Annotated in this window: 17 protein-coding genes and 1 other annotated feature; of the genes, 4 read left to right on the top strand and 13 right to left on the bottom strand. The window is 57.3% G+C overall.

Annotated features, from left to right (window positions below):
* Nucleotides 1-124 precede the first annotated feature (124 nt).
* Together SERAS12_RS05485 and ybaL are read left to right on the top strand one after the other, a co-directional pair.
* Nucleotides 125-1,339, top strand: a complete 1,215-nt coding sequence (locus tag SERAS12_RS05485) for an MFS transporter (RefSeq protein WP_013811797.1) — start codon at nucleotides 125-127, stop codon at nucleotides 1,337-1,339.
* A 250-nt stretch (nucleotides 1,340-1,589) separates the two neighbouring features.
* Nucleotides 1,590-3,281: a YbaL family putative K(+) efflux transporter gene (gene ybaL, locus SERAS12_RS05480; RefSeq protein WP_013811796.1), complete on the top strand. Its 1,692-nt coding sequence runs from the start codon at nucleotides 1,590-1,592 to the stop codon at nucleotides 3,279-3,281.
* 51 nt (nucleotides 3,282-3,332) lie between these two features.
* On the opposite strand, the gene SERAS12_RS05475 is transcribed toward ybaL, so the two are convergent.
* The 12 genes from SERAS12_RS05475 to SERAS12_RS05420 form a co-directional block, all read right to left on the bottom strand.
* A complete protein-coding gene (locus SERAS12_RS05475) occupies nucleotides 3,333-4,637 on the bottom strand; it encodes an inosine/guanosine kinase (RefSeq protein WP_013811795.1) in 1,305 nt (434 codons plus the stop codon).
* Between the two features lie 76 nt (nucleotides 4,638-4,713).
* The gene (hemH, locus tag SERAS12_RS05470) at nucleotides 4,714-5,676 is read right to left on the bottom strand and encodes a ferrochelatase (protein WP_013811794.1); all 963 of its coding nucleotides are present in this window, start codon (nucleotides 5,674-5,676) and stop codon (nucleotides 4,714-4,716) included.
* 134 nt (nucleotides 5,677-5,810) lie between these two features.
* Nucleotides 5,811-6,959 (bottom strand): glycerate kinase, encoded by a 1,149-nt coding sequence (locus SERAS12_RS05465; RefSeq protein ID WP_013811793.1) that lies wholly within the window; start codon nucleotides 6,957-6,959, stop codon nucleotides 5,811-5,813.
* A 9-nt stretch (nucleotides 6,960-6,968) separates the two neighbouring features.
* Nucleotides 6,969-8,234 (bottom strand): GntP family permease, encoded by a 1,266-nt coding sequence (locus SERAS12_RS05460; protein ID WP_013811792.1) that lies wholly within the window; start codon nucleotides 8,232-8,234, stop codon nucleotides 6,969-6,971.
* Nucleotides 8,235-8,352: 118 nt separating this feature from the next.
* Entirely contained in the window at nucleotides 8,353-9,486 is a 1,134-nt protein-coding gene (locus SERAS12_RS05455) for a sugar diacid recognition domain-containing protein (RefSeq protein ID WP_013811791.1), read from the bottom strand.
* 167 nt (nucleotides 9,487-9,653) lie between these two features.
* Nucleotides 9,654-10,298, bottom strand: coding sequence for an adenylate kinase (gene adk / locus SERAS12_RS05450; protein ID WP_013811790.1), 645 nt, complete (start codon nucleotides 10,296-10,298; stop codon nucleotides 9,654-9,656).
* Nucleotides 10,299-10,500: 202 nt separating this feature from the next.
* Nucleotides 10,501-12,366: a molecular chaperone HtpG gene (gene htpG / locus SERAS12_RS05445; RefSeq protein ID WP_013811789.1), complete on the bottom strand. Its 1,866-nt coding sequence runs from the start codon at nucleotides 12,364-12,366 to the stop codon at nucleotides 10,501-10,503.
* A gap of 141 nt (nucleotides 12,367-12,507) precedes the next feature.
* Complete coding sequence (recR, locus tag SERAS12_RS05440; protein ID WP_004949381.1) at nucleotides 12,508-13,113, bottom strand: recombination mediator RecR; 606 nt, start codon at nucleotides 13,111-13,113, stop codon at nucleotides 12,508-12,510.
* The gene (locus tag SERAS12_RS05435) at nucleotides 13,113-13,442 is read right to left on the bottom strand and encodes a YbaB/EbfC family nucleoid-associated protein (protein ID WP_004949379.1); all 330 of its coding nucleotides are present in this window, start codon (nucleotides 13,440-13,442) and stop codon (nucleotides 13,113-13,115) included. The genes recR and SERAS12_RS05435 overlap by 1 nt, the downstream gene beginning before the upstream one ends.
* Nucleotides 13,443-13,483: 41 nt before the next feature.
* The gene (gene dnaX, locus SERAS12_RS05430; protein ID WP_013811788.1) at nucleotides 13,484-15,433 is read right to left on the bottom strand and encodes a DNA polymerase III subunit gamma/tau; all 1,950 of its coding nucleotides are present in this window, start codon (nucleotides 15,431-15,433) and stop codon (nucleotides 13,484-13,486) included.
* Nucleotides 14,087-14,151 (bottom strand) — a sequence feature (DnaX frameshifting element). It overlaps the preceding gene by 65 nt.
* 92 nt (nucleotides 15,434-15,525) lie before the next feature.
* Nucleotides 15,526-16,077: an adenine phosphoribosyltransferase gene (gene apt / locus SERAS12_RS05425; RefSeq protein ID WP_013811787.1), complete on the bottom strand. Its 552-nt coding sequence runs from the start codon at nucleotides 16,075-16,077 to the stop codon at nucleotides 15,526-15,528.
* Nucleotides 16,078-16,324: 247 nt separating this feature from the next.
* On the bottom strand, nucleotides 16,325-16,705 hold the full coding sequence (locus SERAS12_RS05420) for a DUF454 family protein (RefSeq protein WP_013811786.1): 381 nt from the start codon (nucleotides 16,703-16,705) through the stop codon (nucleotides 16,325-16,327).
* A 150-nt stretch (nucleotides 16,706-16,855) separates the two neighbouring features.
* Between SERAS12_RS05420 and priC the strand changes: the two genes are divergently transcribed.
* Nucleotides 16,856-17,392, top strand: coding sequence for a primosomal replication protein PriC (gene priC, locus SERAS12_RS05415; protein WP_013811785.1), 537 nt, complete (start codon nucleotides 16,856-16,858; stop codon nucleotides 17,390-17,392).
* Between the two features lie 109 nt (nucleotides 17,393-17,501).
* Nucleotides 17,502-17,681 (top strand): pleiotropic regulatory protein RsmS, encoded by a 180-nt coding sequence (gene rsmS, locus SERAS12_RS05410; RefSeq protein WP_013811784.1) that lies wholly within the window; start codon nucleotides 17,502-17,504, stop codon nucleotides 17,679-17,681.
* 39 nt (nucleotides 17,682-17,720) lie between these two features.
* Here rsmS and mscK read toward each other — a convergent pair whose 3' ends face one another.
* A complete protein-coding gene (gene mscK, locus SERAS12_RS05405) occupies nucleotides 17,721-21,107 on the bottom strand; it encodes a mechanosensitive channel MscK (RefSeq protein ID WP_013811783.1) in 3,387 nt (1,128 codons plus the stop codon).
* Nucleotides 21,108-21,191 lie beyond the last annotated feature (84 nt).

Genomic DNA, 21,191 nt, shown 5'->3' with positions numbered 1-21,191 from the left:
AACAAAGGCGAGTGATTTCAAATTTTTGCGATGTACGTCAAATTATGTCGGATATGGTAAAAATTGAACAACTTGCCTAAGATAATCTGCTCTGAACTCTAAAACTTACCAGGCTAATAATAAAATGACCGACCGTAGCGAAACCGCCATGCCGCCGGCCAAGGGCAGTGCGGTTAAAGGCACCGCTTTCTCGATCCTCGGCGCCATCAGCGTATCCCACTTGCTGAACGACATGATCCAGTCGCTGATCCTGGCGATTTACCCGATCCTGCAGGCCGATTTCAATCTCAGCTTTGTGCAGATCGGCATGATCACCCTGACTTATCAATTGACCGCCTCGCTGTTGCAACCGCTAATCGGCCACTTCACCGATAAACACCCGCAGCCTTATTCGCTACCGATCGGCATGGGTTTTACCCTGTGTGGCCTGCTGCTGCTGTCGGTAGCCAATACCTTCCCGCTGGTGTTGCTGGCTGCGGCGTTGGTCGGTACCGGCTCTTCGGTCTTCCACCCGGAATCGTCCCGCGTGGCGCGCATGGCTTCCGGCGGCCGGCATGGTCTGGCGCAGTCGTTGTTCCAGGTCGGCGGCAACTTTGGCAGTTCTCTGGGCCCCCTATTGGCGGCGCTGATTATCGCGCCTTACGGTAAGGGCAACGTCGCCTGGTTCTCACTGGCGGCGCTGCTGGCTATCGTGGTGCTGTTGCAAGTCAGCAAGTGGTATCAGCAACAGCATCGGGCAACAAAAGGTCTGCCCAAAACCGCCGCTGCGCGACAACCGCTGTCAAAACGTACCGTTACTTACGCTATCGGCATCCTGCTGGTACTGATTTTCTCAAAATACTTCTACTTGGCTAGCATCAGCAGCTATTACACCTTTTATTTGATACATAAGTTCGGTGTTTCGGTACAAAACGCTCAGATACATCTGTTTGCCTTTCTGTTCGCGGTAGCCGCCGGAACCATTATCGGCGGGCCATTGGGCGACAAGATAGGCCGAAAATATGTTATTTGGGGCTCTATACTTGGTGCAGCGCCTTTCACGCTTGTTTTACCCTATGCATCTTTATACTGGACCGGTATTTTGACGGTGATCATAGGGGTAATTCTCGCCTCAGCGTTTTCGGCCATTTTGGTCTACGCTCAGGAGCTGATCCCCGGAAAAGTGGGCATGGTTTCCGGTTTATTCTTCGGTTTTGCTTTTGGTATGGGGGGGTTAGGTGCGGCAGTTCTTGGTTATGTCGCAGATTTGACCAGCATCGAATTAGTCTATCAAATTTGTGCTTTCTTGCCCTTGATCGGCATTATTACCGCACTACTGCCTAATATGGATCATAACTAGCAATAACCCTGCTACAGCCCGGTTGATAAATATCATTCAGCCGGGTTATCTCCCACATAAATCAATGTTATTTGACTTATTCATTGTTAAATCCCCTCACTGGCCTGCCCAAAGTGGAATCCTCTGCTTTTTTGCAAAAAAGCCAAATTTAGCTAAGCAAGGCACGCACAAATGCAATAAACTAAATGTATCTTTTCGTAACTTCGTTGCGTTTTCCCTCTGCCGCCATGCATAGCTAGAAGGAGTCTGGATGCATAATTCAACACCGTTAATCACCACCATTGTCGGAGGGTTAGTACTCGCCTTCCTCCTCGGTATGCTGGCGAATCGCCTGCGCATCTCCCCACTGGTAGGATACCTTGCAGCAGGCGTGCTCGCCGGCCCCTTTACCCCCGGATTTGTTGCCGACACCTCGCTGGCACCGGAACTGGCGGAAATTGGCGTGATTTTGTTGATGTTCGGTGTTGGCCTCCATTTCTCTCTTAAAGACCTCCTCGCAGTAAAACATATCGCCATTCCCGGCGCAGTGGCACAAATTGCCGTCGCCACCTTGCTGGGTATGGGGTTGTCCAAGTTGCTCGGTTGGGATTTGATTTCCGGTCTGGTGTTCGGGCTGTGTCTGTCCACCGCCAGTACCGTGGTGCTGCTGCGCGCACTGGAAGAGCGCCAGTTGATCGACAGCCAGCGCGGGCAAATCGCCATCGGCTGGCTGATCGTGGAAGATCTGGCGATGGTGCTGACGTTGGTGCTGCTGCCGGCCTTCGGCAACATGATGGGCAATGACAATGCCAGCAGCAGCCAGTTGCTGATTGATCTGGCGCTCACCATCGGCAAGGTCATCGCCTTTATCGCGCTGATGATTGTGGTTGGCCGCCGCCTGGTGCCGTGGATCCTGGCGAAAACCGCCAGCACCGGCTCCCGCGAACTGTTTACCCTGGCGGTGTTGGCGCTGGCGCTCGGCATTGCCTATGGCGCAGTGAAGCTGTTCGACGTTTCCTTCGCTCTGGGGGCGTTCTTCGCCGGCATGGTGCTGAACGAGTCGGAGTTGAGCCACCGCGCAGCTCACGACACGCTGCCGCTGCGCGATGCTTTTGCGGTGCTGTTCTTTGTCTCGGTCGGCATGCTGTTTGATCCGATGATCCTGATCAACGAGCCGCTGGCAGTGCTGGCAACGCTGGCGATTATCGTGTTCGGTAAATCGGCGGCGGCGTTCCTGCTGGTGAAAATGTTCGGCCACTCAAAACGCACCGCGCTGACCATTTCCGCCAGCCTGGCGCAGATCGGCGAGTTCGCCTTCATTTTGGCCGGCCTTGGCATCTCGCTCGGTATGATGTCGGAGCACGGCCGCAATCTGGTGCTGGCCGGCGCCATCCTGTCGATCATGCTTAATCCGCTGCTGTTCACCCTGCTTGAACGTTATCTGGCCAAGACCGAAACCATGGAAGACCAGATTCTGGAAGAAGCCGTGGAAGAAGAGAAGCAGATCCCGTTCGATATGTGCAATCACGCCCTGCTGGTCGGCTATGGCCGCGTTGGCAGCCTGCTGGGCGCTAAATTGGCCGAAGCCGGCATTCCGCTGGTGGTGATCGAGAACTCTCGCCCTCGGGTCGAAGCGCTGCGTGAACAGGGTATCAAAACGGTGCTGGGCAACGCCGCCAATCCGGAGGTGATGGATTTGGCGCGGCTCGACTGCGCACGCTGGCTGTTGCTGACCATTCCAAACGGCTACGAAGCCGGGGAGATCGTTGCCTCTGCGCGCAACAAGCGGCCAAACATCGAGATCATCGCCCGCGCGCATTACGATGACGAGGTGTCATACATCTCCGATCGCGGTGCCGATCAGGTGGTGATGGGCGAACGGGAAATCGCCAACAGCATGTTGAATATCCTTAAGTTGGATACGCTGAGCGAAGAAGAGAAAATGGGCGCCTGCCCGATTTGACGTGAAAACCGGTATTCAAAAAAGGTCCGGCTTGCCGGACCTTTTGCTTTTTTATCGTTCCCAGTAAGACTCTTCCAGGCTGTCTTCCCGTTCCGGCAGGCCACGCGTCAGGCGTGGTGAATGCTGGTTCAGCACCTGATAGCTGACGCGGTTGGCGTATTTGCATACCTGCGCCAACGAGGAGTAAGTCAGGTAGCTGCGCACATGCTTGCTGGAGTTCGGCACGTTATTGCGGTGAAAACCGTTGGCGGCGATATCATGCAACAACGCCGACAGCGCGCCGTCGCCGGCACCGTTGGTGTTCATGATTTTCTCCGGCCCGCCCATGTATGGCGCGATATGCGAATAGATGCGGAACGGATTTTCACAGCTTTCACGGCGCATGGCGCGGCTGAACTCATAACGGTTGAACTCGGCAATATGTCCCGGTAACAGCGGATGCTGGGTTTCCCGCTTATTCGATTCTTCGGTATAACCCGCCATATACAGACCATTTGGCCCGGCGGTGCACAGCACCAGATCCACCCACTCGAGCGCCATATCAGAGGCGGTCAAGGGATCGCTCAGCCCGGTCAGTTCCAGCGCTTCATCTTCGTTCATCGCCAGAATCGATACATGTTGCTTCAGGAAGTCGCGCCACCACTGCGGGTTATCGGCAATCACATACTTGGTGCCCAGCGTCAGCACCACCGGCACGTCGTATTTTTTGGCAAATTCTATTGCCTGCATGGTGGCGGCAGGCATCGGTTCCCCTGCCTTGCAGCGCACCAGATACGACGTCAGCACCAACGCCGAAGCGCCTGCGATCACCTCTTCCGGCACGCTCTCCGGCCGCAACTGGTTCATCTGACCAGGGCTGATGGCGAAAGTGCGTTCGCCGCTTTCGGTGATCAACGTAAAGCAGCGGCCAATAGCGCCGTCAACCGCCTGCAGGTGGTTGAGATCGGTGCGGCTCGAGGTATTGCACAAATAACGGTAGGCGTAGCTGCCGATTTTGATGTTGCTGCACATGACGCCGAGCAGGACCGAGCGGTCATCCGCCAGCACCGAATAGTTGTGCAGGGTATTGCCGATGGTGCCGCCGGCGAACTGATGGTCGATCTGATTGTTTTCGCTTAGCTCCTGGTACAGCGCCTCGGCGACGTCATCCTCAATCACCAGGGAATGTCCCAGGCTCAAACCGTAGCGCTGGACAAACGCGTCATCCACTTTTGCTTCGATATCCACCAGCGTCTGGTCGATGCCGACGATATAAGAGGTGCTGACTTCATTTTCAGGCTGAACTTGCTGCAAGAGCGGATCGCGAGCGTTCACCGGAAAATAGTGTTTGGACTTACGTTTACCAGGAAATTTCATGTGATTGGCGGCAGTGGCTATTATCAGGCAGAAAATGTTAGCACATTTCTGCCTGATGGAGGGGGTTGTATGACGATCAGAAGCGCTGCGCCACCAGTTGCTGCATCATATCAATATGCGCCGGTTCGTCGTTCAGCGCGGCTATATACTCGAACTTCTCACCGCCGGCCTTGAGGAAGATCTCGCGGTTCTGCTCTTTGATTTCTTCCAGCGTTTCCAGGCAGTCCGCCGAGAAACCGGGGCAAATCAGCTGAATATGCTTGATGCCCTGCGCCGGCAAGCTTTTCAGGGTTTCATCGGTATAAGGCGTCAGCCAAGGTTCGCGGCCAAAGCGCGACTGGTAGGTCATCATGACCCTGTCCGGTGCCAGCGGCAGCGTGGCGGCCAGGGCACGCTGCGTGTCTTCACAGCGCTGCGGATAATCGTCGCCGAGGCGGGCATAACGCTTGGGAATGCCGTGGAAAGACATCACCAGACGATCAGGCTGACCATGCTCGGCGAACGAGCGCTCAACGCTCTGGCGCAGCGCGGCAATGTAGGCCGGGTGCTCGGCGTAGTCACGGATAAAGCTTATCGACGGCAGGCGGCGGTAGCCTTTCAGTACGCGAGCCACGCCATCCCACACCGCCGCACTGGTCGAGCAGGAGTATTGCGGATACAGCGGCAGCACCACCAGATTGGTTACGCCTTGCGCCAACAGCTTGTCTATCGCTTCCGCCAGGCTAGGCGAGCCGTAGCTCATGCCCAGCTCCACCGGAGTGTTCGGCATGCGGGCGGCCAGCGCGCGCTGCTGGCGGCGGCTGTAGACCAACAGCGGCGAGCCTTCGTCCATCCATACCGACTGATACAGCTTGGCGACGCGCGGCGATCGGAGCGGCAAGATCACGCCATTAAGGATCGGCCACCAGATCAACGGTGAAGTATCGACTACGCGGTCGTCACTGAGGAATTCCTTCAGATAGCGTTTTACCGCCGACGAGGTCGGAGCATCCGGTGTGCCCAGGTTCACCAGCAATACCCCGTGTTTCTCTTGCTTCATCTCAGCTCCCCTTGATGCCTTACAGGCTAACCCCCCGTTCTGGGTCAGGGGGTTAACGTCAATTAATGGCGTCTATTGTAGCGGAAAAGTGTTTCACCGGAACCGATATCAGCAACAGGTAAAGGATATGAACGTCAGGATTGCGCCAGCTTCCAGAGCGCCGCTACATTGCGGGCCGTGACCTCAAGATTATCGGCCGCGTCCGTCAGGGCTTCTTCCAGCGTGACGACACGGTCAAGCACCGAAAAAGCAGCGTCAATGCCATGCTGGTGCACCACCTGATAATCTTTCGACAGGCTGCCGGCGATGCCGATCACCGGTAAGCCATGGCGTTTGGCTACCCTTGCCACGCCAATCGGCGTTTTGCCGTGGATCGACTGGCTGTCCAGTCGCCCTTCTCCGGTGATCACCAGATCGGCGTCACGAAGCGCCTCTTCCAGCCGCAAAGTTTCAATCACGATCTCAATTCCCGGCCGTAAGCGAGCGTTGAGCATGCCGAGCAAGGCCGCCCCCATTCCGCCCGCTGCACCGGCACCCGGTGCATTGAGCACCTCACGGCCGGTGGCCTGCTGCAGCAAACTGCCGAAATGGCTTAGTGCCGCATCCAACTGCGTCACCATCTCCGACGTGGCTCCCTTCTGCGGGCCAAACACCGCCGAAGCCCCCTGAGGGCCACATAAAGGGTTATCCACGTCACAGGCAGCCGTCACGCTCACCTGCTGCAGGCGTGGGTCTACCGCTGAAAGATCAATTTGCGCTAACCGGGTCAGTGCCGCGCCACCTGGCGGCAACGGTTGCTGTTGGTCATCCAGCAGCCTGGCACCCAGCGCCTGCATCATACCGGCACCACCGTCGTTGGTGGCGCTACCGCCGATGCCCAGAATAATCGCCTTCACGCCGCGTTCCAGCGCCGCCAGGATCAGCTCACCGGTACCGTAACTGGTGGTAATACGCGGATCGCGCTGTCCCTTGGGCGCCAAATGCAGACCGGAAGCGGCCGCCATCTCGATAACGGCAGTTTCCCCCTCCCCCAGCAAGCCGTAAAAGGCAGATACTGGCTGGCCCAACGGGCCGGTGACCTCAACCCTGACAATTTCTCCGCCGGTGGCCGCCACCATCGAATCCACCGTGCCTTCGCCGCCGTCCGCCATCGGCAATTTCACATACTGCACCTGCGGGTAAATCTGGCGGAATCCGCGCTCGATGGCCTCAGCCACCGCCATCGCGCTCAGGCTCTCTTTAAACGAGTCTGGGGCAATTACCACTTTTTTCAGCGTTTTCATCAGTATTCCTTATCCTGTCAGATTAAATACGCCAAACATCAACGCCGAGACGGCGGCAATGGTAAAGCCGATCAGGGTTTCATACGGCATTAACTTCAGCCGTTGATGAACAACCATATTGACGCTACCGCTGGTGGCGTGGAAAAAACTGCCGTGTGGCAGGTGATCCAGCACCGTGGCACCGGCATGGATCATCGCGGCTCCTGCCAACCCACTGACGCCCAGTTCCAGCAAGGTGCTGCTGAATACGCCGGATGCCACGGCGGTACCGGCGGTGGTGGAAGCGGTAGCCATCGACATCAATGCCCCGGAGAGCGGGGCCAGCAGCCAGGCCGGCATACCGGTGTGGGTCAATCCGTTAATCAACGCGTCTTTCAGCGCCGAGTTGGCGATAATGCCCGCCAGCGTCCCCGTGCCGAGCAGCATAATGGCCACCGGTGCCATGCGGCTCAGGCCAGAAACCATAAACTGATTACACTGACGAATACGTCCCATCAATAACGCTCCCACCAATCCGCCGGCCGGTAACGCAATCAGCGGATCGACGGCGATACCGGCGATCGGCCGCAGCGACAACAGCACAATGGCAACCAACGGTGCGCTGATCGCCGCCGCAAAGCCTGGGTGAGAACCCTCAGCATGCTGCGTCAGTTCCTCTGCCAGCACCTTGTCACCCTTGTTGCTCAAGCGTCGGGCCAGCAGATAGGCCACCACCAGCCCACACAGGCCAGGCACAATGCCGGCCATCATCACCGAGGTCAGCGGTACGTGAAAGTTATCGGCGGCCGCAATGGTGTTCGGGTTGGGTGACATCACGTTACCGGCCTTGCCGCCACCGATCATTGCCAACAGGATGGCACCGCGCGAGATCCCGGCCTTCTGAGCAATGGAGAGAGCGATCGGCGCTACGGTGATCACCGCCACGTCGATAAATACCCCAACTGCCGTAAGGATCAGTGTAGCTATCGCCAGCGCCAGCAGCGCACGGGTTTCCCCGACCTTGCGGACAATGGTTTCAGCAATGGTATGCGCCGCGCCTGACTCAATTAGCACCCCGGCCAATACCCCCGCAGCCAGAATGCGCATCACGGCGTTGGTGATACCCTGAGCGCCGGTGATCATCAGCGTCACGGTCTGTACCAGATCGGCGCCGCCGCACAACCCACCGGCCAGCGCGCCTGCAATCATGCCGTAGGCTGGCGGAACCTTGCGTAAAATCAGAACGATAGCGACGACCAATGCCACCAGCGCCCCAAGTGTGGATACCGTTGTCATTATTGTTTTCCCCGTTGTTGGTGTGGGGAAAACATATCCTGAGCGTCGAACATTAGCGTGAGAGGAAGCCACAAAAACCCACCGCATGGCGCACTGGAAAGTTGTGGTTTTACACAACTCAGTCGTGCATCAGCATGCCAATATACAACTGCAAGGCATCAGTTAACTGATTGATTTTCAATCCGGTAATCGCCTCAATGCGCTGCAGGCGATAGCGCAGAGTATTGACGTGGATATGCAGCTCAGTGGCGGTCTGCGTCTGATCACAATTCCGCGAAAAATAGTGCCGCAGGGTACTGCGCAGTACGCCTTTTTCATCACTGGCCCCCAGGATCTGCCAGGGGCGTGAAAGCTCCTGCGCACGCCAGTCTTCCCCCAAATCGCACAGCAATGACGGCAGCGGATAATCTGGGTAGAACAGCGTCTTGTGGCGCAGCTTCAACCGCTGCGCCATCGCCTGCGTGGCGCGGGCGGTCAGGTTAGAACGATGCAGCCCCGCCTCACCGCTAAAGAAGCCACCGATAATCAAACGCAGGTTGAAACGCGACTGGAGCTGGCTTTGCAACTGCTGTGCCTGCTTGCGCTCCTGCTTCAAGTTCCATTCCCCCTGCACCAGGCTGGCGGGCCGCAGCAGGACCATTTCGTTAAGGCCGGTAATGGCGAGCAGCGCTTCACGCTGGGTGTGTTCCAGTTCCGCCAGCAGTTCACGCAACAAATTCGGCTGGGGATCCTGTAACTCCAGGATCCAGACGATACGTGGCAGTTGCAGATCCAGGCCCAGATAGGCAGCCATCGCCTCCAGCGAGGCTGATGCCGGCTGCGACTGCAGCAACTGATTCGCCAGTTCCTCGCGATAACGCTTTTCCCACTGGTTTTGGCTCAACAATGCCGCCTGCTCCACCATCAGCTCAGCCGCCATTTTTACCAGTTCGGCATAGGCACGCACCTGAGTGGGCTCGCCGGAAATGCCGATCACCCCCACCTGTTGACTACGAAAGCTAAATGGCAGGTTAATGCCTGGCCGTACACCTTTAAGATGCGCTGCGGTCACCGCATCGATTTCCACTACCCGGTTCTCGGTTAGCGCCAGCACCGCGCCCTCATGGCGCTGGAACAGGCGTGAGGGGTTACCGGAGGCGATGATGACACCGTTGCTGTCCATAACGTTGACAGAATGGTTGATGATGCCCATCGCCCGCTGCACTATCTGGCGCGCGGTGGATTCTGCCAGCAAATGGGTGGATCTGAGCATCAGGAAAGTCCCCATGGGTTATTATGGAGGCAGTTATACGTTATTTATCGTGGGTGATTAAAGCGCACTGGCTCAACAAGCCACGGCGATCACAGTTCGGCTGGAAAATGGCGAAAAAAAACGCCAGACCGATAAGGCCTGGCGCTATGCACAGCAATAAAAATCGATCAGCCGAGGATGGTCGCCAGTTCAGCGCTCACTTCGGTCACTTTACGGGTGCCGTCGATTTTACGGTATTGGGTGTGGCCTGCTTCCGCTTCTTTGCTGTAGTAGGAAATCAGCGGTGCGGTCATCTGATGGTATTCCACCAGGCGCTTGCGCACGGTTTCTTCCTGATCGTCTTTACGGGTGGTCAGCTCTTCGCCGGTCACGTCGTCTTTGCCTTCCACCTGCGGCGGATTGAATTTAACGTGATACACGCGGCCAGACGGCGCATGCACGCGGCGGCCAACGATGCGATCGACGATCAGTTCGTCCGGCACGGCGAATTCCAGCACGTAGTCCACGTTGATACCGGCTTCTTTCATCGCATCAGCCTGTGGAATGGTGCGCGGGAAACCGTCCAGCAGGAAGCCGTTACGGCAATCTTCCTGAGTGATGCGTTCTTTGACCAGTGCAATTACCAGCTCATCGGTCACCAGCTTGCCGGCGTCCATGATTTCTTTCGCCTGTTTGCCCAGTTCACTGCCGGCCTTCACGGCTGCGCGCAACATATCACCGGTGGAGATTTGCGGAATACCGTATTTCTCCATGATGAATTGAGCCTGAGTACCTTTACCAGCGCCCGGAGCGCCCAGCAGAATGATACGCATTGCGTAAATCCCCTTGCTATGTAGTTTTTATAAAATTGCGAAAACGCTCAACCATACCATTTCCGGGGGGGCTGGCTCAAGGTACGCAAGGAAATCGATTGCGGAACAGCACGGGCAACAGAGTGGGTAAAACGGGGGATATCAGGCAGAAAAGCGAAAAATGCGCCCCTAACCGAACGGCTAAGGGCGCATAAACCCGGGATTAGACCGACAACAACTTATTCATACGGCGGATAAACTGGTTTGGATCTTCCAGCGTACCGCGTTCGGCCAGCAGTGCCTGATCCATTAACAGATCGATCCATTCGGCGAATTGTTCGTTATCACCCACATCGGATGCGCGTTTGACCAACGCATGCTCCGGATTTAACTCGAAAATGTATTTCACTTCCGGCGCTTCCTGGCCCGCAGCGGCAAACAGTTTTGCCATCTGGGTGCTCATTTCATCGGCGCCGGTGGTGACAATGGCCGGCGTATCGGTCAGGCGGTGCGTCAGACGCACGTCCTTCACGCGATCGCCCAGCAGCGTCTTCACACGGTCGACAAACGGCTCAAGCTGCTTCTCGGCGGCCTTCTGCTCTTCGGTTTCATCTGCCAGCTTGTCCAGCGCTTCGTCCGCCTTGCTGACCGACTGGAATGGCTTGCCGTCGAATTCGGTCAGGTAGCTCATCATCCATTCGTCGATGCGATCGGAAAGCAGCAGCACTTCGATGCCTTTCTTGCGGAACAGCTCCAGGTGCGGGCTGCTCTTGGCGGCGGCATAGCTGTCGGCAGTGATGTAATAAATTTTATCCTGCCCTTCCGCCATACGCCCTACGTACTCTTCCAGCGAGACGGTTTGCACCGAGCTGTCACCCTGGGTAGAAGCGAAGCGCAGCAGCTTGGCGATGGCCTCTTTGTTGCCGCCGTCTTCTGCCGGGCCTTCTTTCAGCACCAGGCCGAACTGCTGCCAGAACTTCTGGTAGCCTTCAGCATCGTCTTTAGCCAGTTTTTCCAGCATCTGCAGTACGCGCTTGGTCAACGCACCGCGCAGGTTTTGCGTCACGCGGCTGTCTTGCAGGATTTCACGCGAGACGTTCAACGGCAGATCGTTGGAATCTATCAGGCCACGCACAAAGCGCAGGTAGTTCGGCATGAACTGCTCGGCGTCGTCCATGATAAACACGCGCTGCACGTACAGCTTCAGGCCGTGTTTGTGATCGCGGTTCCACATGTCCCACGGAGCCTGCGCCGGGATATACAGCAGGCTGGTGTATTCCTGCTTGCCTTCTACCCGGTTGTGGCTCCAGCTCAGCGGATCGGTAAAGTCGTGAGCGATGTGTTTGTAGAACTCTTTGTACTCTTCGTCGGTGACGTCCGCCTTGCTGCGGGTCCACAGGGCCTGCGCCTTGTTGATTTTTTCCCAGGTGACGGTGCCGTCTTCTTCGTTTTTGCTTTCAATTTCAACCGGCAGCGCGATGTGATCGGAGTATTTGCCAATCACCGAGCGCAGACGCCAGGCATCGAGGTATTCATCTTCGCCTTCGCGCAGATGCAAGGTGATCTCGGTGCCGCGATCTTCTTTGGTGTCATCGGCAATAGTGTAATCGCCTTCGCCGACAGACTCCCAGAACACGCCCTGATCCACCGCTGCGCCAGCGGCACGGGTGCGCACGGTGACTTTATCCGCCACGATGAACGCCGAATAGAAACCGACGCCGAACTGGCCGATCAACTGGCTGTCTTTGGCCTGGTCGGAACCGATAGATTCCAGGAATGATTTAGTGCCTGATTTGGCGATGGTGCCGAGGTTCTCGATCACTTCATCGCGGCTCATGCCGATGCCGTTATCGGCGATGGTCAGCGTGCGCTGATCTTTATCGAAGGATAGGCGCACACGCAGCTCGCCGTCGCCTTCATACAACTCAGGCGCAGACAGCGCGCGGAAGCGCAACTTGTCGGCGGCGTCTGAGGCATTGGAGATCAGCTCGCGCAGGAAAATTTCTTTATTGGAGTACAGCGAATGAATCATCAAATGAAGCAGTTGTTTTACTTCAGACTGGAAACCGCGGGTTTCTTGACCTTTCATACTCAGATTACCTCAAAGACAGTGGCTACCAAAATCGGACAATGAGGAGTAAGTGGGGACAAGCGTGTTGTTTTTCAAGCGGCTGGCGGGAAATTTTTGCGGGGGAATAACGGGGCCGCATGGACCCCGTCAGGGAAAAAATTAAAACTTGATGACGTTGCGGCCGGCCAGCGAATGCGACAGCGTGGTGCCGTCGACCATCTCCAACTCGCCGCCTACCGGCACGCCGTGGGCAATGCGGCTGGCGACCACGCCATACTGGCCGCACATCTCGGCGATGTAGTTGGCGGTTGCGTCGCCTTCCACCGTCGGGTTAGTGGCCAGGATCACTTCGGTAATGCTTTCCTTTTCCAGCCGTTGCTCCAACCGATCCAGACCGATATCGCCAGGCCCGATGCCGTCCATCGGCGACAGGTGGCCCATCAGCACAAAGTAGCGCCCGGCGAACTGACCGGTCTGCTCAATGGCGTGAATATCAGCCGGGCTTTCCACCACGCAGATCTGGCCGTTTTGCAGACGGCGTGGATTGGCGCAAATGGTGCAGATATCCTGCTCGGTGAAAGTGCGGCAATCGGCACAGTGGCCAATTTCCGACATGGCTCGGGTCAGCGCCTGCGCCAAGCGCATTCCGCCGCTGCGATCGCGCTGCAGCAGCTGGAACGCCATGCGCTGGGCTGACTTCGGGCCAACGCCCGGCAGGCAGCGCAACGCCTCCATTAATGTTTCAAGGAGCGGGCTGGTTTGCATCAGAACGGCATCTTAAAGCCAGGTGGCAATTGCATGCCGCTGGAAACAGACGCCATCTTCTCTTTCTGGGTTTCGTCGATGCGGCGCGCAGCGTCGTTAAACGCAGCGGCGATCAGGTCTTCCAGCATCTCTTTATCGTCTTCCATCAGGCTTTGATCGATCTCCACGCGACGGCAGTTGTGCGCGCCGTTAATGGTGACTTTCACCAGGCCAGCACCAGATTCGCCAGTCACTTCCAATTTGGCGACTTCTTCCTGCATCTGTTGCATTTTTTCTTGCATTTGCTGGGCTTGCTTCATCAGGTTGCCCAGACCGCCTTTACCAAACATAGTCGTCTCTCGTCGCTAGGGCCGCGCACTTTGCGCAGCGTTTAAAGGGGGCGAATACTCTCTTCATCCAGATCCGCGTCGAAGAACCGGCGCAGTGTCTGGATATTGGTATCCGCAACGATGGACTGACGCGCCTGCGCCAGTTTTTCTTCATAAATGGCTTGCCGCCACTCCAGCGGAGTCCGCTCCGCCGGATTATCATCTTCCACCACGGTTAACTCAACCGGGCTGCCGTGCAACTCGCTGAGCGCGTCAGTCAGCACCTTCTGCGCCGAAGGCGAATTCAGATGGCGCTGCGAAGACCGCAGGCGGAGACAAATTTTGCCTGGTTCCAGCTGTTGTTTCACGGCGTTCAACGCCAGTTGCTGCACCAGTTTCGGGATTTTCAGCTTATCGATCTCTGCCGCCCAGGGGTCACGCTCGAGCGACTCAACCACCAGTTTGGCCGACAGCTCGGGCGTTTTCTCATGCTCAAGTGCGGTGCGCAACGCTTTCGGCGTCGCCAGCGGTTCCGGCTCCGGTTCCGGCTCGGTCAACGCCCGCCAACGGTAGGCTTCCGGTTTGGCCGGTTTTTCCTGCACCTGTTTTTCCGCCAGGCGCTGCTGGCTGCGCTCAGTCACTGAAGCCAAGCGCTCCAGTGCTGAGTTTGCCGGCCGCGCTTTTCCAGGCGCCGCCGGCTCATTCTTTTTTGGTGTGGATGCTCCCTGCCGCAGCAGTTGGGTGCGCGCTTTTAATAACTGCGCGGTGGCATCCGGTAAATTCGCCGGTTGATTGTTTTGCGGTACGGCCTGCCCTAACGGCGGTGGCACGTCCTGAAACTGTGGCGGCTGGGCAGAAGGGGCCCGCGGCTGCGCTATCTGCGCAGGGGCCATTTGCACCGGCGCCACCGGCTCCGGGATCACCGCTTTCGGGTGAAACGCCAACGCACGCAGCAGGGTCATCTCAACCCCCATGCGGCGATCCGGCGCAAAAGCCAGCTCTTTGCGCCCTACCAGCAACGTTTGGTAATAAAGCTGTACGTCTGTCGGCGGCAAGGTGCGCGCCAGTTCACGCAGCCTTTGTTCAATAGCGGCGTAATGATTATCCAGTACCGACGGCAGCAATTGCACCATCGCAATGCGGTGCAACAGCGCCAGCGTCTCGATCAGCAAATTCTCCCAATCTACGCCGCGAGAAGCCGCCTGCGCGACCTGCGCCATGACCTTTTCGCCGTCTGCGCTCACCAGCGCCTCAAGGATGGCCAGCGGCTGTTCGTCGTCCAGCGTGCCCAGCATCTGACTGACGGTGACGGTCGTCACCTGACCTTGCCCCATGGCAATCGCCTGGTCGGTCAGGCTGAGCGCGTCGCGCATACTGCCGTCGGCGGCGCGCGCCAACAGTTGCAATGCACGCTGATCGCTGGTGATTTTCTCCGCCTGCAGCACCGTTTCCAGTTGGTTGCGGATCTGATCGACATCCAGCGCTTTGAGATGGAATTGCAGGCAGCGTGACAGAATGGTCACCGGCAGCTTTTGCGGATCGGTGGTCGCGAGCAGGAACTTCACGTGCGAAGGCGGCTCTTCCAGCGTTTTCAACAGCGCATTGAAGCTGTGACGCGAGAGCATGTGCACTTCGTCAATCAGGTAAACTTTGAAACGGCCGCGGGCGGGCGCGTATTGGACGTTATCCAGCAGATCGCGGGTGTCTTCCACCTTGGTTCTGGACGCGGCGTCGATCTCGATCAGATCGACAAAGCGCCCCTGCTCAATCTCGCGGCAGTTATCGCATTGGCCGCACGGGGTCGCGGTGATGCCGGTTTCACAGTTCAGGCCTTTGGCCAGCAGGCGCGCAATGGTGGTTTTACCCACGCCGCGCGTGCCTGAAAACAGATAGGCGTGATGAATCCGCCCCAGCGAGAGGCCGTTAGCCAGCGCCGTCAGGACGTGTTCTTGTCCGACAACATCTGCAAACGTTTGAGGGCGCCACTTACGGGCAAGAACCTGATAGCTCATTAATACCGGAGAAGTCGAGGAATCTAGAGGGTCATGCTAACACAGCCCCGCGGCGATCCGCGAGGCCGTTGTGGCATTGGGACAATGCAGGATCAGTGGCCTGCGAAGCAGACCAGGCTGTAGCATTCGATGCCCTGCTTATTTAAACGCCCTTCGCCGCCGAGCTCCGGCAGATTGATGATGAAAGCGGCGTCTTTAACTTCCCCGCCCAGGCGGCGGATCAGTTTCGCGGTGGCCTCAATGGTACCACCGGTCGCCAGCAGATCGTCAACCACCAGCACTTTATCGCCGGCCACGATGGCGTCGGTGTGGATTTCCAACTGATCGGTGCCGTATTCCAGCTCATAGCTCTCGCTGAGGGTCGCGCGCGGCAGCTTGCCCGGCTTGCGTACCGGCACAAAACCCACGCCCAACGCCAACGCCACCGGGGCGCCAAACAGGAAACCGCGCGCTTCGGTGCCAACCACTTTGGTCACACCCGCATCGCGATAGCGCTCAACCAGCAATTCAATGCTGGCCGCGTAAGCCAGCGGGTTTTCCAGCAGGCTGGTGACGTCACGGAACAGTATGCCCGGCTTCGGGTAATCCGGAATGGTTTTGATACTGTCTTTAATAAACTGAAGCTGCTGCGCAGTAGCGGTCATAATTATTGCCTGATAAAACTACCTGAAGACTTGCGCGCAAACCGCGTCACCCAGCCCAGTATAAAGAAGGAATGGGAAGCAGCCCGCGCACGAAAACGCCCAAATCTATGCAAACTGGCGGACAAATGCAACCATCCCCGTCATCTTTCAAGTTACAGCGTTGTTGTACAGGGATGCACAAATGCCGCGAGCGCATGAATGCGCCGGAGCGGCCAACTCGAAAGCTCCGGGGTATAATAAGACAGGATCAGCGCTGTTTTTGTTGCGACAGATCAACAACCGGCAGACGCAGCATAAAGGTAAGCAGAATAGCCAGCATCAGCAACAACAATCCGCGTACCCACCAGAGTTTAACCAGCCACAGCGAAACCGCAAACGTCAGCACAATCACCGCTACCGCCTTCCCTTTGGCCCCTGGCGGCAACGCACGATGCTGTTGCCAATGGCGCAGATAAGGGCCGAACCAGGAACGATACAGCAGCCAATGGTGAAAGCGCGGCGATGAACGAGCAAAACACCAGGCGGCCAGCAGCAGAAATGGCGTGGTCGGCAGCAGCGGCAGCACCACGCCCAGCGTCGCCAGTACCACCGCCAACCAACCGAGGATAATCAATAACCAACGCGTCATGCGAGCCCTTGTCCGCTAGTCTGTCTGGCGTTACTTTATCACCGTCATCCCCTGCGCCACCAGCCGCAACGGCCGGAATATGCGCGCCGCGCTTGTTTAACGGCGGGATCGCGGGCAAGCTGAGCCCTGTGAAATTTTAATGGAGCCAACGTGAGCACTCACCGTCTATTACAGGTGTTAGAACAGCAGATCGCGGCATTGGCCGCCGAAGTGACGCCGCGTGGCGACGCCCCTATCCCTCAGGCGCGCTTTGACGCCGCGCTGTTTTCCAATCGCGGCACCCGGCTGCGTGATTATCTGGCGGAAGTGCAAAGGAACTTCGCCCAGTTGCAGACGGCAGCCAACGACAGCCGCATCAGTCAGGTCGCCTTTCTGGCAGAGAAGCTGGTGGCCCAGATCACCGCTCTGCAGCGCGAGCTGGCGACACAGGCGTTGCGCCGTAAAAATCAGCCGAAAGAAGTGGTGGCGGTCGATTTGTATCACAAGCTGGCCGAGCACCAGGGTTATGAACGCCGGTTAATGTCGATGATTCAGGATCGGGAAAGCCTGCTGGGCAGGCAAACCACATTCGCAGCGCAGCAAAAATTGCAGCACGAATTGGCGGCATTGGAAGGCAGGCTGGTGCGTTGCCGACAGGCGCTGGCGCGTATTGAGCGCAGCATCGAGCGTAAAGAAAACGGTTTTTGAAGATTTATCACAATACTTTAATGATTATTCCCTGCCGCGCGCCTTGTTCACTATACTCAGCCGAAGCGACACCTTATTCATTCACCTACTAAACAAAAACGTTGGTTTTATGTCTCTAGATAATGCCTCACCAGAATTGCAGCTGGCGGTAGACCTGATTTACCTGCTGGAATGTAACGAGATCGATCCAGCCATCGCGCTGGCGGCGCTGGATATTGTCAAACGGGACTATCAGGAAAAACTGCAACGCAACGGCGTCACCACGCCCTACCTGCCCGTCGAGCAGTAAAAAGGGTTCAGCCTGCGCTGATCCCTCACTTTCATCCCATTATCCTGCCGACGGGCTGCCCTCATCCTGCGACAGCGTCCGTTTCACTTCCTGTACCTCGTTACCCTGCTGGTTGTGCAAATACACCTCAAGCTGGTTGAAGGCGATATTAATGTCGTTTTCCCGGCACAGGCGATCGATCGAGCGGTTCAGTTCATCGACGGTATAGCTGCGATCACGCAATTCACGAACATAAAGACGCAATTCGTGATCCAGCGTGCTAGCGCCAAAGTTAAGGAAGAAAACCTGCGGTTCCGGATCGGTCATCACCCGCGGGTTATCATGCGCTGCCTGCAACAGCACCGCTTTCACTTTGTCCAGATCGGAACCGTACGCCACCCCAACCTTGATCAATACCCGGGTAATGGTGTCTGACAGCGACCAGTTGATCAGCCGCTCGGTAACGAACGCCTTGTTCGGGATAATCACCTCTTTACGGTCGAAATCGGTAATGGTGGTGGCGCGAATGCGGATTTTGCTGACCGAGCCGGAGAAGGTGCCGATAGTAATGGTGTCGCCGATGCGGATCGGCCGCTCGAACAAAATGATCAGACCAGAAACAAAGTTGGCGAAAATCTCCTGCAGGCCGAAGCCCAGACCGACGGTCAACCCGGCGGCCAGCCATTGCAGCTTATCCCAGGACACCCCCAGCGATCCGAGCGCGGTAACGGCGCCCACGGTGGTGATCAGATAGGTCAGTATGGTGGTGATGGCGTAAGAGGCCCCTTGCCGCAGTTGCAGCCGCGACAGCACCACCACCTCCAGCAGGCCGGGCAGGTTGCGCGTCATGACATAGGCGACGATCACCGCCGCGATGGCCACCATCATGTTGCCCAGCGTCACCGCCTGCGGCACGCTGCCGCCGGCAACGGTCGTGGTGTAATGCCACAGCGTGATGCTGTCCAAATACGAAATCACCGTCACCAGATCTGACCAAATGCCGTAGAAGGCGCAGGCAAAGATGATGAACAGCGCCATGGTGGTCAGACGCAGCGATTGCTGGTTGATCTGATCCAGCGCCAAAGGCGCCTCCTCTATCGGCTCCCCGCCTTCTGCCCCCTCTTTCGCCAGGCTCTGGCGACGCGCCAGCGCGCGGCGGTAAGCCAAGCGACGTGCCGCAACGCCAAGGCCGCGAATGGCGGTCAGATAAACGATGTTCCACAGGAAGAACAGATACAGGCTGTCGATCCAGCGGCCGGCCAGACGCAACGTGGTGTAGAAATAACCGGCGAACATCAGGCCGAGCAGAATTAGCGGCGTGGCGGCAATGGCGGTGATGATCACCAGTTGCACCGCGTGCGAACCTTTCTCGCGCCAGCTGTCGCGGCACAGCGGAAACACCAGCACGGCAAGCAGCGCCAGCGTCAGCATTACCACCACCTGGCCAATAACGTCCTCGACCAGTCGCAGCGGCGCTTTCTCGCCCAGCACCGACCAGAAGATCAGCGGCAGCAGCGCCAACCCCAGGCGCAGGGTCTGCCGGCGATAGTGCGCGCACAGTCCGGTGGAAAAGTTGAAGTGGCGCTCGGTAACGCCGCCCGGCGCCAGCGTACGGTAGGTAAAACCGAAAATCAGCCAGAACAGCGCCAGCTGTTGCGACAGTGCCCACAGAAAATCGCTGAGGCCGATTTCCGCGCGGTAACACCAGAAACCGGCACCAAGCAGCAGCGCCGAGCCGGGCAGCACTTTCAGCAAGGTCAGTATAATGGCCTTCGGCGTGTGCAGTTGGCTGTCGCGTTTTAGCTGCCCGACATCATTAGCCAGCTTTTGCAGGAGTGTATCGATCAGCCTGTAGCGCCAGCGCAGCAGGGCTATCAGAATCAGCATCGGGATGAGGAACACCAGCGCATTCAACCCGCCCTGCAGCATTTTGCCGGTGTCCAGTTTAAAATCGAATGCGGCAATCTGATCTTTGACCGCGCCCGGCAAGGCTTTCAACCACGCCAGATCGATCGGTTTGTTGCTGTTAACCCAGAATATTTGCTGGGTCAGCGTATCTTGCAACGAACTGTAAACGCTGGTCAGTTGCTGCTGGTTAATCTGCAAGCTGATCGACTGCGCAAGCTGGTTGCTGAGCTGCTTATTCAACTGATCCAACAGCTCACGGCGCATATCGACGATTTCGTTCAGCGCATCGAGCACGTCCGCACTGGCTTTCTCTTTGCTGTCCACAAGCAGCTTATTGATGTAGTCGTCGCCCTTGAACAGGTCGTCGCGCTGCTGGTTGATATCAAACTGATCCAGGCGTAAATCGGCGATTCGCGTGCCCATATCCGCCACCAACGTGCCCTGCGGCAAGTTTTGCTGCTGCTGGTAGAGAATACGCGACAGCACCAGGCTGCCTTTCAGCACCTGGATCTGCTCCTTCAGGTTACGCTCCGACTGCAGACCGCGATCGAGCCAGTTCTTTACCCGGATATTCTGTTGAAACAGTATGTTGCTCTCTTCCGTGGCGGCAATCAGCCGCTGGCTGAGTTGGCGATTGACGTCCAGCTCTTTACTGACCAGCTTATCCTGTTGGATGTCCGTGGCGTCTTCCGGATTCTGCGCCTCTTTGGCGGTTTTTTCAGACAGCGTCAGGCGTTTGCTGTTAACCACTTCTTGCAGCAACTGCACCGATCGGTCCAGAGCGTCGATGTGCCCGGTGGTGTAATCGCGCTGTTTCTGCAACAGGTCCTGCAGGGCGGTGTTGGCCTCCAGGCTCCTGCGCTGCAGATCAATCTGCGCATTGAGCAGCACCTGCTCCGTTGCCAGCATCACCTGCTGGCTGTCGCGCAGCGAGTTTTGGCCCGGCGTCTGGTCGTTGAGCTGGTTACGGATCTCCTGCAGACGCTGTGACGCGGTATACATGCTGCTTTGCACCCGTTCCGGCTGGGTCTGCAGCGAAACCAGCTGGCTGTTATAGGTGGAGAGGTTTTCCTGAGCGGTTTGCAGTTCGTCCAGCGTCTGATAAAGGCGGGTTTCCAGTTGGCGCAGGGAGAGCGGCAGCAGATCGGCTCTGGCGGCCGCGCTATCCACAGGGAGTTTCAGCGCATCCAGATCCTCGGTCACCTGGCGTAGCTTGCCCGGTGCCAACTGCAACTGCTGTTTAAGCTCAGCGCCATCCTGTTTGACGCGTTCGATGGCGTCCAGCAGTTCGAGCGTGCGGGTCAGATCCTGCTGGGCGAGCTTATTGACCGGCGTCAGCGTCTTCTGCTTATTCAGCACATCAAACTGGTTTTGAATTTCACTGCGCGACGGCGCATCGCCGTTCAACGCCGCATGGGCAACGGGCTGGCAGACCGCACACATGGCGATCAATAAACACAGTGCGAGGGCGCGGGAGATATCCCCCCCGAAGAACGAGGGTAACGTCAGAAAAGGACGTTTAGCTAACCTGCGATGCATGAGTTGACTTCGAATCAATAATGAAGCCGAAAGATTATCACGATCGCAGATAGCCAACGAATAAGAAAAGCGTTGCTGGTGATG

It is taken from the genome of Serratia sp. AS12, assembly GCF_000214195.1.
GTDB classification, from domain to species: domain Bacteria; phylum Pseudomonadota; class Gammaproteobacteria; order Enterobacterales; family Enterobacteriaceae; genus Serratia; species Serratia plymuthica.
This window is presented reverse-complemented; position numbering and strand designations above follow the sequence as displayed.